Here is a 14,474-nt window from a genome sequence, read left to right on the forward strand (position 1 = left end):
ACAAAGCTGGCTTTACTTCAATGTGCCGGGCCAACATCAAAGTAAAGCTTGCTTATATTTTTACGCCTCGTCGCAGGTCAGACCGCGGTGAGTAGCCGGGCCGCCAGCTCGTCGATGGCCTGATGTGCCTTGCCTGGCTCTCCGAACCGGCTGGTCAGCTCCGCCACCCGTCCCATCTCGGTGAACGGCGGCACCCTGAGCGTCTCCACCTTTAGTTGCGGCGACCCCGACTCCTCGAACTTCAGGAGCATCGCTTCGAGCACTTCCCTGGCCCGGGGCCCGAAGGAGTCGAGGAACTCCGCGTGCTCCCGGCGGAACCACGTCAGCCGTTCGTCCCGGCTCACGACGGCGAGCCCCTCCCAGGCCACGGATACCAGCAGGTCCACGGGGTCCACCTCGCGCATGCCCAACTCCTCGGGCAGAGCCTCCACGTCGATCTGTGCCGACTTCAGAGCCTCCATGAGAACGGCACGGCTCCTCGCCTGCGCCCACTGGGTGCGCAACTGGGCCGGATCGAGATCGAGTTCCAGCACTCGGTCGTGCACCCACTGTTGCACGGTTACCAGTTGGAGTCGTTTTCCGTCGTCCTTGAGGATGTACCGCAGCTCACCCACCTTGTAGACGTCGACACCCTTGACCGTGAACCGGTTCTTGGAGCGGGAAAGAATCCTGTCGATCTCCTCGTCGTCGGTGATGTCGCCCTCCTGCGCCCCGGCCACGGAGTCGCCATCAGCGTCGAAAACACCGCCGTCCTGCTGGGTGTACTCCGCCTGCGGCTCAGCGGCGGACTCGGCGTCCGCATCCGGCCCTGACTCAGACGCAGGGGTCAGATCCTCCGAGTCCACCACCTCACCCTGATCGTCGGTCCAGTCGCGGACCACCTTGAGCGGCGGTCCGTCGAAGGCCGGATTGTCGAAGAGTCGCGACGCCTCGACGAAGTCGATGATGTCGAACGACTCTTTGCCGATCTCCGGGCAAAGTCGAGTGCCTCTGCCGATGACCTGCTTGAACTCCGGCATGGAGGCCATGCGCCGGAACAGCACCACATTCCGCACCGGCGGCATGTCCACTCCCGTCGACAGCAGCTTCGACGTCACCGCGATGACTGGCTCGTTGCTGTCCGCCTTGCGGAACTCCTCCAGCGCCTCGCCACCGTGCGAACCGTCATCTCCAACGATGCGCCGCACGAAGTCGGGAAGCGCGGCGACCTCCTCCGGGGCGGAGTTGAACAACGCGGTACGCATACGGGCCGCGTGGTCGTTGTTCTCGCAAAAGACGAGGGTCTTGCCGAGCCGCCCCTCCTCGGCAGTGGCGCGCAGATGGTCGAGGAGGTACCGCGCCGCCAATTCGGTCCGCTCGAGGATCACCATGACCCGTTCGTAGTCCTTGGGGCCGTAGAGATCGTCAGGGATCTCCCGGCCGTAGACGTCCTTCTCACCCGGCTGCGGCCGGTAACCCTCTACGTCCACGTTCAGCCGGACCCTGCGCAGTCGGTATGGCGAGAGGAATCCGTCCTCAATGCCGTCCTTGAGCGAGTACGTGAAGACGGGGTTGCCGAAGTACTCGTACGTGTCCGTCTTCCGCCTGTCATCGGCGACCGGCGTAGCCGTGAGGCCGATCTGCACAGCCGGCGAGAAGTGCTGGAGGATCCTCCGCCAGCGACCGTCACTGGCGGCGCTCCCCCGATGACACTCGTCCACGATGACGATGTCGAAGTAGTCCTCCGGGTACCGCCGGTACAGCTCCTCTCCCGGCGCGCCCTGCTCCAGGGTCTGGTAGAGGGCGAAGTAGACCTTCCGTCCGCGCTTGGCCTCGCCTCCCGTGATCTTGTGGACGTCGTCCTTGCCGAATACCTGTTGGAAGTAACGGTCCTTGGGATCGTCTACGAGCATGTTGCGGTCCGCGAGGTACAGCACACGTGGCTTCCGGCCGCCGAATACCTCGGGCGCGTTCATCAGTCGCGCCACCAACTGGAGGGCGAGCATGGTCTTGCCCGTGCCCGTCGCTAGGACGAGCAAGATGCGCCGCTCGTCGCGGGCCAGAGCGGCCAAGGCCCTTGTCACGGCCACCCGCTGGTAGTAGCGCGGCCGCTGGGAGGTGCTGTCGGAGTTGCGCAGCGTGTAGTCGTATGGGGTCGAGAGGAGTCGCTCGCCGAGCGGTGTGTCACTCACACCCTGGTCCTGAAGGAACCGCCCCCAGAGCTCCTGCGGGGAGGGGAACTCCTGAATGTCCCGGATAACCGGCCGCTTCAGGTCGCTGAAGTCGATCTCCACGATCTCGCGGCCGTTAGTGGCGTAGGCGAATCTCAGCCCCAACTTGCGCGCGTACCGCCGCGCCTGCTCGACCCCGTTCTCCGCGCTGAGCCGGTATCGCTTGGCCTCCACTACGGCGATCGGAACGTCCGCGACGTACTCCAGGACGTAGTCGGCGACCAACGGCCTTCCCTTGCGGTGACGCCTCTTGGTCGGCACGAGTTGTCCGTTGTTGATCCCGTACTGCGATCTGATCTGCCGACTGGCCCACCCGGAGGCCGCGAGTGCCGGAAGGACGAACCGCTTGCACGTCTCGTCCTCGGTCAACTGATTCGAACCGAAGGTCATGGGACCAGATTTACTGCATGCCTCTGACAGTTGGGCCGGGAGAGCGGAATCAGTCATCGCTCCGGCCGGTTTTGCCCTTGGAACTGCCATTTTGGCAGCATCACGGGAGTCCGTAACCGGGCTGACCGGCGGTGGTCATCCGCGCCCGCGGTCTGCGCCGCGGACGGCCTCCAGGTCAGTCCGGGTGTGGCCATGTGCAACCGTCAACTCACCGACGAATCTCTCCTCAGTGCGAGCTGACGATCCCTCTGTAGGCCGGTACGAGCCTTGGTATCAGCGAGGCGCTTGCTTCCCACGTCGGCTGCCTACGTGATGACTTCATCCGTGTCCGTTGGCAGATCAGTGCGAAGGCCAACCGCGAGGACTGCAAGAAGAGTCTCGTCCCGCTCGAACACCGGCAAGAGCAAATGGTGTCCCGAGCCACGAGGTCTCTCGTTGGCTCGGTCATAAGTCGATCAAGGCAACCGTGGACATCTGCGGCCACCTGGTCCCCGAGGCGTGGGATCGTTGTGCCCGGTCGTGACAGACTCGCAGTGACTTCGACTCCGCAGCGTGACGTGCTGGATGTGCTGGATAGGTTTCGACGGTGCTGGATCGGTGCTGGATGCCCACACATTTCCGCAGGTCAGAGCCTTATCGTGGAGTTCCGCTTCAACGTGTGACGACGGCGGTGGCACCGCGTCAGCGTTCTGGCGAACACGCAGGTCGCAGGGGGTCTGATCCTTCGGGGTCGGACCCCCTTCTCATGCCCGACGGCCGTACGGCTCGCCGCCTCCGCCAGGCCAGGGGGGGGGAGACCTGTCCGACGCCCGCCGGCTGATAACCCGGCCCTGCGGTCGCCCGGACACCTGGGCGCCACGGCCGTCGCGGCGGCGCGCACGGAGATCCCCTTGCTTCTGGGGGCCGGCACTCCCCGTGACGGCTGAGCGGCCGTCGTTCGCTTGACTGTCCACAGCTCTTCGCCACCGATCTGAGGAACGCCATGTCACTGACCGGCCGGAAGGTCGCCGTCTTCGCCCTCGGCGGCACCATCGCCACCACCGCGGATCCCCTGACCGGTGGGCTGACCCCCGCCCTGGCGGCGGAGCAGCTCCTGCGAGACGTGAGCGGGCTGGACGCCTTGGGGGTCGAGCTGCGCGTCCACGACTTCCGGCGTCTGCCCAGCGCCTCACTGTCGCTGCCGGACCTCGACGCGCTCCATGCCGCGATCGGAGCGGAGCTGGACTCCGGGCGGGTGGACGGCGTGGTGGTCGTCCAGGGCACGGACACCGTGGAGGAGACGGCCTTCTACCTCGACCTGCTGCACCAGGGCGAGGAGCCGGTCGTCTTCACCGGAGCGATGCGCGACGCGACCAAGGCCGGCCCCGACGGACCGGCCAACCTGTACGCCGCCGTCATCGCGGCCGCCGGGCCGTGGCTGCGGGGGGCGGGCTGCGTCGTCGTCCTCGGCGACGAGGTGCACGCCGCGCGAACGGTCCAGAAGAGCCACACGACCAGCCCCGCCGCCTTCACCTCACCCGGCTCCGGCCCTCTCGGACTGGTGGCCGAGGGGCGGGTGAGGCTGCATCAGCGACTGCCCCACAGGACCGTCGTCCCCGCCGGCATCGGCGCGACGGCGGACCCGCGCCCGGTGCGCGTCGCGCTGCACACCGTGGCCTTCGGGGACGACGGCACCCAACTGGACCTGCTGGAAGGTCGGTGTGACGGGCTCGTCCTCGCGGCCCTCGGCGCAGGGCACGTTCCCGAATGGCTGGTCCCCAGGCTCCGCAGGCTCGCGGATCAGGTGCCCGTCGTCCTCACCTCCCGCATCGGCAACGGCCCCGTACTCACCCGCACCTACAGCTACCCGGGCTCCGAGCGGGACCTCCTCGCCGGCGGGCTGATCGCCGGCGGCGACCTCAGCCCGTACAAGGCCCGCCTGCTCCTCCTCCGCCTCCTCGCCACCGGCTGCCACGACCGAACCCGCATCGCCGAGACCTTCGCCGCCATCGCCCGGCGCGGCTGCTAGCGCTCGTCGCGCTTCACCACCCTGGACGCCCTCAGGACCTTCCCCGCCGCGTCCAGGGACTTCACCTGGAAGTACGGACCCGGGGCGGGCGTCGTGACGGCCGTCTCGAAGCCGGTCCGCCGGGCATGCCCGACGACCACCGACAGGGACCGGGAGTTCGGCCCGGCCAGCACCCGCCACGCTCTCGTCTGCGTCGATCCGTTCTAGGAGGCGTAGACGGTGCTGTGCCCTCCGGCGGTCCGCGCCGTGTGCCCTCCGGCGGTCCGCGCCGCCGCACTCGGCCGGTAGTAGGGGGTGCCGACCCAGGCGTTGCGGAAGGCGCGGTACGAGATGTTCGAGCCCGGCATCCGGACGTCGTAGAGCAGGCCGCGCGAGGCGTGGCGCTCCGAGTTCCCCGCCCCCGCGAACTCGGAATAGTAGGAAGTCTGGCCCCACCCGACGAATTCGTTGCCGTTGGGCAGCGCCTGGGTGTTGCCCTGCGATGCCGCGAACAACGGCGGCTGATGGTAGTAGGCCCTCGCGACCTTCGCCCTGGGGTGGCGGAAGTCGAGGTCGAGGATCAGGCCGTGCGACTTCTGCTCGGGCGCGCCGCCCGGTTGGTTGCAGCATCCGTCGTCGAACATGCTGATCCGGTTCCCCGGCCGGAATCTCGCGTCGTGTTGCCAGAAGAAGTGGGCATTCCGGCCGAAGGTGAAATCACTCTTCCTGCCGCCGAGTTGCCAGCGGATCTTCCCTGTGCTCTTGGCGATGTCGTAGACCGCCCACATGTTGCGGGACGAGACCAGCAGTCGGCCGTCCGGATCCTCGTCGATCGAGTTCAGATGGTAGGCGTCCCACACTCCGCCGGACGCCGACGTATCGGAGGCCGACACGTGGGAATCGGCGGGGTCGATGTGCCGCAGCGCGTCCCAGGAGAAGAGCAGCCTTCCCGTGGTGAGGTCGACCTCCTGGGTTTGGCTGTCCAGGATTTTTCCGTGTTTCGGGCCCCCGTAGGGGGTGAGATCCAGGGGAACCGGCTTGGACGCGAGGAACAGTGCGGTGCCCCTGCGGGTCAGCAGGAATTCATGCTCGTCCGGATAAAATCCGTGATGCGCGAAAACCGTCCTGAGCAGGCGATAGTGGGAGTCGTAGATGTAGTAGCACCCACCCGGTTCGGGTGCGCCGGAGGGCAGATTCGTATAGGTCGGCGGAATGGCGATGGACCCCTGCCACCAGGTCAGCACCGGCTGCGTCTTCCCGGTCCGTGGATTGCGATAGGTCTGAACCTTGAAGTCGGCGTTCTGGAGGTGTGGGGAGGAGAGTGGGCGGAACCAGACCGGGTTTCCCGGATTGTCGACGATCAGCGATCCCGTCTAGCCGACTACCGTGCCCGTGCTGTACGGCCGCGACGAAGATCTTTCCCGGCGCCGTTCCCGGTGTGCGCTGGGTCACGGTGACCCGCATGGGATGGAGGCGTGGCGCCGTGACGAAGTTCCACGCATCCCTCCCGGGGTCGTACCGCGCGCCCTGCTGGAATGCCCCGCCGGCGGGGCGGGTTCCGTCGCGCACACGTGAGAAGTGGTCCCGCGCGAACCCGTCGTAGGGGCCGGCGGACAACTCGCGCCGAGGAATGCCAGGGCGACCACGCTCACCGACACGCCGCGGGTGATCTCCTTTCTCGTGCTGAGATCCCACATCGTCTGCGCCGCCATTGCCGATCTCCCTGGTGCCCGGGCGCCCCTGCCGGAGCGAGGCGCGATGATCCGCTCTCCGGTGACGGTAGGTATCGCGGCCGGACAGGATCCGCTGGACGCCACTCCGGTGGGCCGTTCGGACGGCCACCACACCCGGGCGGACGCGGCGGAGCCGCCCGAATGGCCCAGAGGGCCGCACTCCGGCGCGCGGCCCAATCCCGATGCCTACCGTCGTTCAGAAAGTGCCGAGAGGCGGGGTCAGGGATATGACCGAACCAGCCGGACGCACTCGGGGAATCCACCGAATGGTGCTGCTGCGAAATGCTGGTGGTTCTGCTCACCGCAGGGATCACCGTCCACGCGGAGAGATATGACGGGCCCACGGGGGCGACGGGCAATGGAGACGTGGTGGGCACTCCCACCCCCTTGCGCAATACGCCCCGGGAGATATCCGCGGTGGCCGACGGCACCCTGCTCGTTTACCGCATGCCGGGCATCCGGGGGCAGCAGATCAATGCCACGGCCATGCTCTTCGTGCCCAAGGGGGCGCCTCCGGCAGGTGGCCGGCCACTTCTCGTGTGGGGGCACGGAACGGTGGGTTGGGCGCCACAATGCGCCCCGAGCGTCCAGCTCGAGGAACACGGAAAATGGGCCGACGGACCCAATGCCGCCTGCTGAGGGAAACTCGATGATTTACGCCGCCGTCGCCGCCCAGCGAGATCTCGGAGACGCGCTGTCCGGGAAGTGGGCCCCGGCCGGCTGGTCGGAAGGCGGATTCGCGGCCCTTGCCGCCACCTACTACTCCGGCACCGCGAAGCAGGCGGATCCCCGCCTTGATTACCGTGGCACGATCACTCTTGCCCCGGTGCCCGATATCCCCGCCATGAGCAGGATCCTGTGGCGCGACATCGAGACCGCCGCCCGATCCGGGCTTCCGCCGACCGACCACCAGGTGGACCAGCTCGTCTTCGCCAACGCGGAAACCATCTACTTCACCAGGACGCGGCGGGGCGTCATGGCCTCGGCGGCTTGCCCTTGGCGTACAGCCAGGTGGTGAAGAGCTTGCCGAGGTCCTTGCCGGACAGGCGCTCGGCGAGGGTGGTGAACTGCTTCGTGTCGGCGTTGCCGTGGCGGTGGTCCTTCAGCCAGGTGCGGAGGATGCGGAAGAAGGTGCGGTCGCCGACGGTGGTGCGGAGCTGGTGGAGGGCCATCGCGGCGCGGCCGTAGACGGGTGGGTCGGAGACGCGGCCGGAGGAGGGCGGGGCGGCGGGTGGGAAGGACCAGATGCCGTCGCTCTCGTCGTCCGTGCCGTCGTAGAAGTCGTCGAAGGTCTGCTGGGCGGTGCGGCCGTGGTGTTGTTCGGTCCAGAGCCACTCGGCGTAGGTGGCGAAGCCCTCGTTGAGCCACATGTCCTTCCAGGAGCGCGGCGTGACCGAGTTGCCGAACCACTGGTGGGCCAGTTCGTGGACGATCAGGCGCTGGTCGGGGGCGGCGGCGAAGTAGGGCTTGGTCTGGGTTTCCAGGGCGTAGCCGAGGTGGGGGAGATGGCCGACGATGGCGCCGGTGGAGGAGAAGGGGTAGGGGCCGAAGGTGCGGCGCTCCCAGGCGGTGATCCTGGTGATCCGGCCGGGGACCTTGCGGGAGGCGCCGGCCTCGGCGGGGTCCACGGCGACGTACTGGGGGAGGCCGCCGGCGGTGGTGGTGTGGATCTCGAAGCGGCCGATGGCGACGGTGGCCAGGTAGCTGGCCATGGGTTCGCGGGTGCGCCAGCGGTGGGTGGTGCGGCCGTCGTGGGTGTCGCGGCGGGTGAGTTCGCCGTTGGAGACGGCCGTGTAGCCGCGGGGGACGGTGACGGTGATGTCGTAGGCGGCCTTGTCGGAGGGGTGGTTGTTGCCGGGGAACCAGGTCATGGAGCCGGTCGGTTCGCCGAGCCCGACCGCGCCGTCGGCGTTCCGGAGCCAGCCCTCCTGGGAGCCGTCGGGGTCGGTGAGGGTCTTCGGCTCGCCGTCGTAGACGACGGTGGCCGTGAAGGTGCGGTCCTCGGGGAGGGCGGTGGCGGGGGTGAGGGTCAGTTCGGTGCCGTCGCGGGAGGCGCGGGCGGGGCGGCCGTTCACGGTGGTGTCGCGGACGTGCAGTCCCGCGAGGTCGAGGTGGAAGGAGCTGAGCGCCCGGGTGGCGCGGGCGGTGATCCGGGCGGTGCCGCGCAGCCGGTGGGTGCCGGGCGTGTAGTCGAGGGTGAGGCGGTAGTGGGTGACGTCGTAGCCGCCGTTGCCCAGCTTCGGGAAGAGGGGGTCGCCCACGCCCGCCGCCCCCGGTCGCGCTCCGGCGTCGTGGCCGGTGCAAGACGTGGACAGGAGCAGGAGCAGGGCGCCCAGGAAGAGGTGCGCGGGTCGCTGGGGCACGGTTCTCCTCGGGTGGGTGGCCTGCGGATTCGGGCCGGTGCGGGCTGATGATCGCCATCAAAACGGGTGAACCGGATCCCTGTCGATATAAACGTCTCCGAACTGCAGTTCACCACTTCTAGTGAAGCTCTGGCCGTCAGTTGCGATTGGCAACCGACGGTTGTCAAGCTGTTGCTGATTGTCAACCACCTGGGAGTGCACGTGGCCTTTGGTGACCAGCCCGCATACCTCCGCGTCGCCGACGAGCTCCGCAAGAAGATCGTCGCGGGCGATCTGCCACCGCATGCCCGCCTCCCCTCCCAGGCGCGGATCCGCGAGGAATACGGAGTGTCCGACACCGTCGCCCTCGAAGCCCGCAAGGTGCTGATGGCCGAGGGCCTCGTCGAGGGCCGCTCCGGGTCGGGTACGTACGTCCGGGAGCAGCCCGTCCCGCGCCGTCTGATGCGCACCGGCTATCACGCCCGGGGCGACTCCAGCCCGTTCCGGCAGGAGCAGGGTGACGACCGGGTCAGCGCCACCTGGGAGTCCGCGAGCGAGCAGGAGGGGGCGAGCCCGGAGATCGCCGAGCGGCTGCGGGTCGAGCCGGGGGAGCGCGTCATGCGCACCCGGTATCTCTTCCGGGCGGCGGGCGAGCCGGTGATGCTCTCCACGTCCTGGGAGCCGCTCGCCGTCACCGGCCGCACCCCCGTGATGCTGCCCGAGGACGGGCCGCTGGCCGGGCGCGGCGTGGTCGACCGGATGGCGGCCGTCGACGTGGTGGTGGACAACGTGGCGGAGGAGGTCGGGGCCCGTCCGGGCCTCGCCGAGGAGGTGCTGGCGCTCGGCGGGGTGCCGGGCCATGTGGTGCTCGTCATCTCCCGTACGTACTTCGCCGGGGGCCGCCCGGTGGAGACGGCGGACGTGGTGACGCTGGCCGAGCGCTACCGGGTCGCGTACCACCTGCCGGTGAAGTGACGCCGGTCCGCGGCGCCCCAACGAGTGGGTGTGACCACGAGTTTACGTCCGCCCCTTCGCCGTAACGGGCCGGCAACGCCGCCTCGCGAGCGCTGACATGTGACCGGCCTAGCTTCCTCTGGCGTACCGCTCACGCGCCGAACGACAGGGGAAGCCGCCATGACGGACACGGTGACACCCGAGCAGACGGGCTCGACGGACGCCCGCGCGCCGCGGCGCAGTTACGCCCGGCTCGCCGCCGACGAGAGCCGCGAGGACTATTCGCTGCGCTACGCGCCGCACTCCTACCGCCGCTGGTCGCCGACCATGGTCGCGTCGACGGCGCTCGGCGGCATCGCCTATCTCGCCGACTTCGCGATCGGCGCGTCCATCGTCTTCACGTACGGCTTCACCAGCGGTCTCGCCTCGATCCTCACCGCGGCGACGATCATCTTCCTGACCGGTATCCCGATCGCGCGCGCCTGCGCGACCTACGGGCTGGACATGGATCTGATCACCCGTGGTGCCGGGTTCGGCTACTTCGGATCGACTCTGACCTCGCTCATCTATGCGAGCTTCACCTTCATTTTCTTCGCGCTGGAGGGCTCGATCATGGCGCAGGCCATGCATCAGGCCCTCCACATCCCGCTCCCGATCGGCTATCTGATCACCACGCTGATCGTCATCCCGATCGTGTTCCGCGGGATGGGCGCGCTCGCCAAGGTGCAGGCGTGGACCCAGCCGCTGTGGCTGATCGGGCTGGTGCTGCCGTTCGTGGTGCTCGCCTTCGAGCGGCCGGACGCCTGGGCCTCCTTCGCCTCCTTCGGGGGTACTGAGGGGGCGGGCTCCGGGTTCGACTGGATCGGGTACGGGCTCGGCACCGGCGTGGCGCTCTCGCTGATCGCCCAGATCGGTGAGCAGGCCGACTATCTGCGCTTCATGCCCGCCAAGACCGAGCAGAACCGGCGGCGCTGGAACCTGGCGGTGCTGGCCGCCGGGCCCGGCTGGGTGGTGATCGGCGCGGCCAAGCAACTCGGCGGCGCGTTCCTGGCCTTCGTGGCGCTCGGCGCGGTCGGTACGACCCATGCCCTGGAGCCCATCGCCCCGCAGATCGAGGCGCTGAAGCCCTGGCTCGGTTCGGTAGCGCTGCCGGCCGCCGCGCTGTTCGTCGTGGTGTCCCAGATCAAGATCAATGTGACCAACGCCTACAGCGGCTCGCTGTCCTGGTCCAACTTCTTCTCCCGGGTGACTCATCGTCATCCGGGCCGGGTCTGGTACATCTTCCTCAACCTCGCCATCGCGCTGGCGCTGATGGAGATGAACATGTTCGCGGCGCTCAACAAGCTGCTGGGCTTCTACTCCAACGTCGGCATCGCCTGGATCGCGGCGGTCACCGCCGATCTGGTGATCAACAAGCCGCTGGGGCTGAGCCCGAAGTACATCGAGTTCAAGCGTGCGTATCTGTACCCGGTGAACCCGGCGGGGTTCGGCGCGATGGTGATGGCCTCGACGGTTTCGATCATCGCCTTCTTCGGGGTGTTCGGGCAGGTGGCCGAGGCGTTCTCCACCTTCATCGCGTGCGGCCTGGCGCTGGTGCTCAGCCCGCTGCTGGCCTGGCTCACCCGGGGGCGTTACTACCTGGCCCGGCCGAACCCGGTGAACGGGCCGGGGGTGGAGGTGCCGGACGTCACCGCCCTCCACACCTGTGCGGAGTGTGAGACGGCGTACGAGCTGCCGGACATCGCCGACTGCCCAGTGCGGGCCGGGGCGGTCTGCTCGCTGTGCTGCTCGCTGGACGCCGAGTGCGGCGACGTCTGCCGCAAGGACCCGCGGGGCGCGGCGCCGGTGCTGCTGCCGGTACCGACGGTGTCGGCGGTGTCGACCGTGCGCGCGAGTGGCGAGTAAAAGGCCGGTAATTTATTCGGCCGGTCTTTCTTTGTCCGCAGCCAACTTGAGCCGGATTTGAGCTTGTCGGTTCGTTGGTGGCGCCTTCTTCCCCGTCCCTCGCTATTCAAAACCCATGCCTCGGAATCGATGCCAACGGCTATGCCGAATCGGGCGCATTCGGCGATATCACAGCGGAATGGCGGCCCTGGTGAGGGGTGTCGCCCTCCGGTCGATCCGTACCGTCTGGCCAGCGAGACTTCGTTCGATACCCCATGCCGTGTTGCGTAGATCACATGTGCTCGCCGGTTGCTCAGATCGACCTCAAACCCGTAAAGCACACCCTTATTTCGCTTGTACGATGGCGCGCGTTTGCATAGGTCTGGGGGGCGAAAGGAGCGTGAGGGGCGTTGAGCACGGAGCAGGGTTCCCACTCGCATTACAAACGGTCACTCGGCACGGTGGCCCTCACCGCGGTGGGTCTCGGTTCGATCATTGGCTCCGGCTGGCTCTTCGGCGCCGCGCGGGCCGCGGCGCTGGCGGGTCCGGCGGCCATCTTTGCCTGGGTGATCGGCGCGGCGGTCGCCCTGACCATCGCCCTGACGTACTCCGAACTCGGTTCGATGTTCCCCAAGGCCGGCGGCATGGTGCGGTACGGCCAGTACTCGCACGGCTCGCTGGCCGGCTATCTGGCGGCCTGGGCCAACTGGATCGCGATCGTCTCCGTCATCCCCGGTGAGGCGACCGCGTCCGTCCAGTACATGAGCTCCTGGGACTTCGGCTGGGCCAAGGCGCTGTACGACGGGAAGGAGCTGACCGGCAGCGGTGTCGCGCTCGCGTCCGTGCTGCTCGTCTTCTACTTCTTCCTCAACTGGTTCGCGATCACCCTCTTCGCGAAGACCAACACCGCGATCACCGTCTTCAAGGTCGTCGTGCCCTCGCTCACCGCGGGCGCCCTGCTGCTGTCGCACTTCGACACCGGCAACGTCACCGGCAACGGCGGCTTCACGCCGAATGGCTGGAACTCGGTGTTCACCGCCGTCGCCGTCTCCGGCATCGTCTGGGCGTACAACGGCTTCCAGTCGCCGCTCAACATGGCGGGCGAGGCCCGCAACCCGGGCAAGTCGCTGCCCAAGGCCGTCATCAGCTCCATCCTCATCGCGCTGGTGATCTACGTAGCCCTGCAGATCGCGTTCCTGACCGCCGTTCCGGCGGCCGACCTCGCGCACGGCGGCTGGGCCAAGCTGTCGTACAACTCCCCGCTCGCCGACCTCTCCCTCGCCTGGGGGCTGAACTGGCTGGCGCTGCTGCTGTACGCGGACGCCTTCGTCTCCCCGTCCGGCACCGGCATGATCTACGCGGCCACCACCTCCCGCATGGTCCAGGGCGTCCAGGAGAACGGCCACCTGCCCGGCGTCTTCGGCAAGGTCGACCCGAAGACCGGCATTCCGCGCCCGGCGCTGGTGCTCAACCTGGTGATCGCCTTCGCGTTCCTCGCGGTCTTCCGCGGCTGGGGCTCGCTGGCCGAGATCGTCTCCGTGGCGACCGTCATCTCGTACATCACCGGCCCCGTGGCCGTGATGTCGCTGCGCCGCCTCTCACCGGACCTGCCGCGTCCGGTGAAGCTGCGCACGATGCCGGTCATCGCGCCGATCGCGATGGTCTTCGGCTCGCTCGTCCTCTACTGGGCCCGCTGGCCGCTCACCGGCAAGGTCATCTTCATCATGGCGATCGGCCTGCCGATCTGGGCCTGGTACGAGCTGCGCAAGCCGTGGGCCGAGCTGAAGCCGCATCTGCTGGCCGGTGCCTGGATGGTGGCGTACCTGCTGGTCATGGCCGGGGTGTCGTGGGCAGGCGGCAAGGAGTTCGGCGGCCAGGGCTATCTGCCCGAGGGCTGGGACATCCTGGTCGTCACCCTCATCGCCCTCGGTTTCTACGTCTGGGGCGTCCGCAGCGCATGGCGCAATCCCTCGCTCCTGCAGGCCGAGCGCGAACTGGCCGACACCACGGAAGAGGACCTGACCGGCGAGGCGGACCGGGAGGCTGTCTCCACGCGCCGTTGAGGGCGTGGCCGGATGCGTGCCTCGTTGTGAGAACACGTATCCGCTGCGTGAAGGTAGGGCGTAGGCTCGGGCATATGCGGAACGGGAATTCCTTAACGGTGTCGCCCAGACGCGTGCCCGGGTGCGCCACAACGGAGGGGGCGGAGAGATGAGTGACGGCAACAGCGTGCTGCCATGGCTCGTCATCCGTCAGGACGGCAACGGCAACCGCTATCGCGTCGGCCGCTACGCCACGCGTACGGAGGCCCAGGAGGTCGCCGACCGGCTCGACGGCCAGGGGCAGGAACAGCTCTACGTCGTCGAGCGGACCGCCGCGACCGGGCAGTCCGGCTGACGCCGCCCGTATGCCCGTACACCACGTAAAAACAGCCCCGACACGTAAGAGGCCTCGCTGCCGGCGGGCCGGAGTCTCCCGTTCGTCCGGGCGGGAGACTCCGGCCCGCCGGGCTCTGTGCGGCACTCAACAGGGGTGTCTAGAGTGCCGGCATGACGGTGCGCGTGGTGGTGGGCGGAGCGGTGTTCGACCGGGGGCGGCTGCTGGCCGCGCGGCGCAGCGCCCCGCCCGAGCTGGCCGGGCGCTGGGAGCTGCCCGGCGGCAAGGCGGAGCCCGGTGAGACCCCGCCGCAGGCCCTGGTGCGGGAGCTGCGCGAGGAACTGGGCGTCGAGGTCGAGCCGTTGGAGCCGCTGCCCGGCGAATGGCCGCTGAAGCCCGGCTATGTCCTGCGGGTGTGGACCGCCGCGCTGCGCTCCGGCGAGCCGCGTCCGCTGGAGGACCACGACGAGCTGCGCTGGCTCACCCCCGACCGGGTGGACGAGGTCGACTGGCTGGATGAGGACCGGCCTGCGGTGGCGGAGGCGGTCCGTCGGCTGCGCGCCGTGGAACACCTCCCTCCGCGCGCCCGCTGAACCCC

The 14,474-nt window shown here is 68.4% G+C and carries 11 protein-coding genes; 7 read left to right on the plus strand and 4 right to left on the minus strand.

The window, feature by feature from the left end; genetic code table 11:
• Positions 1–77 precede the first annotated feature (77 nt).
• The gene (hsdR, locus tag ACH4SI_RS09275; RefSeq protein ID WP_398295206.1) at positions 78–2,600 is read right to left on the minus strand and encodes an EcoAI/FtnUII family type I restriction enzme subunit R; all 2,523 of its coding nucleotides are present in this window, start codon (positions 2,598–2,600) and stop codon (positions 78–80) included.
• A 982-nt stretch (positions 2,601–3,582) separates the two neighbouring features.
• Here hsdR and ACH4SI_RS09280 point away from each other — a divergent pair.
• The gene (locus ACH4SI_RS09280) at positions 3,583–4,608 is read left to right on the plus strand and encodes an asparaginase (RefSeq protein ID WP_398294400.1); all 1,026 of its coding nucleotides are present in this window, start codon (positions 3,583–3,585) and stop codon (positions 4,606–4,608) included.
• Here ACH4SI_RS09280 and ACH4SI_RS09285 read toward each other — a convergent pair.
• A complete protein-coding gene (locus tag ACH4SI_RS09285) occupies positions 4,605–4,781 on the minus strand; it encodes a hypothetical protein (RefSeq protein WP_398294402.1) in 177 nt (58 codons plus the stop codon). The genes ACH4SI_RS09280 and ACH4SI_RS09285 overlap by 4 nt on opposite strands.
• A gap of 30 nt (positions 4,782–4,811) precedes the next feature.
• The gene (locus ACH4SI_RS09290; RefSeq protein ID WP_398294404.1) at positions 4,812–5,831 is read right to left on the minus strand and encodes an arylsulfotransferase family protein; all 1,020 of its coding nucleotides are present in this window, start codon (positions 5,829–5,831) and stop codon (positions 4,812–4,814) included.
• A gap of 1,138 nt (positions 5,832–6,969) precedes the next feature.
• Between ACH4SI_RS09290 and ACH4SI_RS09295 the strand changes: the two genes are divergently transcribed.
• A complete protein-coding gene (locus ACH4SI_RS09295; RefSeq protein WP_398294406.1) occupies positions 6,970–7,338 on the plus strand; it encodes a hypothetical protein in 369 nt (122 codons plus the stop codon).
• On the opposite strand, the gene ACH4SI_RS09300 is transcribed toward ACH4SI_RS09295, so the two are convergent.
• A complete protein-coding gene (locus ACH4SI_RS09300; RefSeq protein WP_398294408.1) occupies positions 7,295–8,683 on the minus strand; it encodes a M1 family metallopeptidase in 1,389 nt (462 codons plus the stop codon). The two genes, ACH4SI_RS09295 and ACH4SI_RS09300, sit on opposite strands and share 44 nt — an antisense overlap.
• Positions 8,684–8,884: 201 nt before the next feature.
• Between ACH4SI_RS09300 and ACH4SI_RS09305 the strand changes: the two genes are divergently transcribed.
• From ACH4SI_RS09305 to ACH4SI_RS09325, 5 genes are all read left to right on the plus strand, one after another.
• The gene (locus tag ACH4SI_RS09305) at positions 8,885–9,637 is read left to right on the plus strand and encodes a GntR family transcriptional regulator (RefSeq protein ID WP_398294411.1); all 753 of its coding nucleotides are present in this window, start codon (positions 8,885–8,887) and stop codon (positions 9,635–9,637) included.
• Between the two features lie 159 nt (positions 9,638–9,796).
• Entirely contained in the window at positions 9,797–11,521 is a 1,725-nt protein-coding gene (locus tag ACH4SI_RS09310) for a purine-cytosine permease family protein (RefSeq protein ID WP_398294413.1), read from the plus strand.
• Between the two features lie 389 nt (positions 11,522–11,910).
• Complete coding sequence (locus tag ACH4SI_RS09315; RefSeq protein ID WP_398294415.1) at positions 11,911–13,563, plus strand: APC family permease; 1,653 nt, start codon at positions 11,911–11,913, stop codon at positions 13,561–13,563.
• A gap of 148 nt (positions 13,564–13,711) precedes the next feature.
• A complete protein-coding gene (locus tag ACH4SI_RS09320) occupies positions 13,712–13,897 on the plus strand; it encodes an SPOR domain-containing protein (protein WP_398294417.1) in 186 nt (61 codons plus the stop codon).
• A 152-nt stretch (positions 13,898–14,049) separates the two neighbouring features.
• On the plus strand, positions 14,050–14,469 hold the full coding sequence (locus ACH4SI_RS09325; RefSeq protein ID WP_398294419.1) for a (deoxy)nucleoside triphosphate pyrophosphohydrolase: 420 nt from the start codon (positions 14,050–14,052) through the stop codon (positions 14,467–14,469).
• Positions 14,470–14,474: the final 5 nt, after the last annotated feature.

Source organism: Streptomyces sp. NPDC021212, assembly GCF_044332925.1.
Taxonomy (GTDB): Bacteria; Actinomycetota; Actinomycetes; order Streptomycetales; family Streptomycetaceae; genus Streptomyces.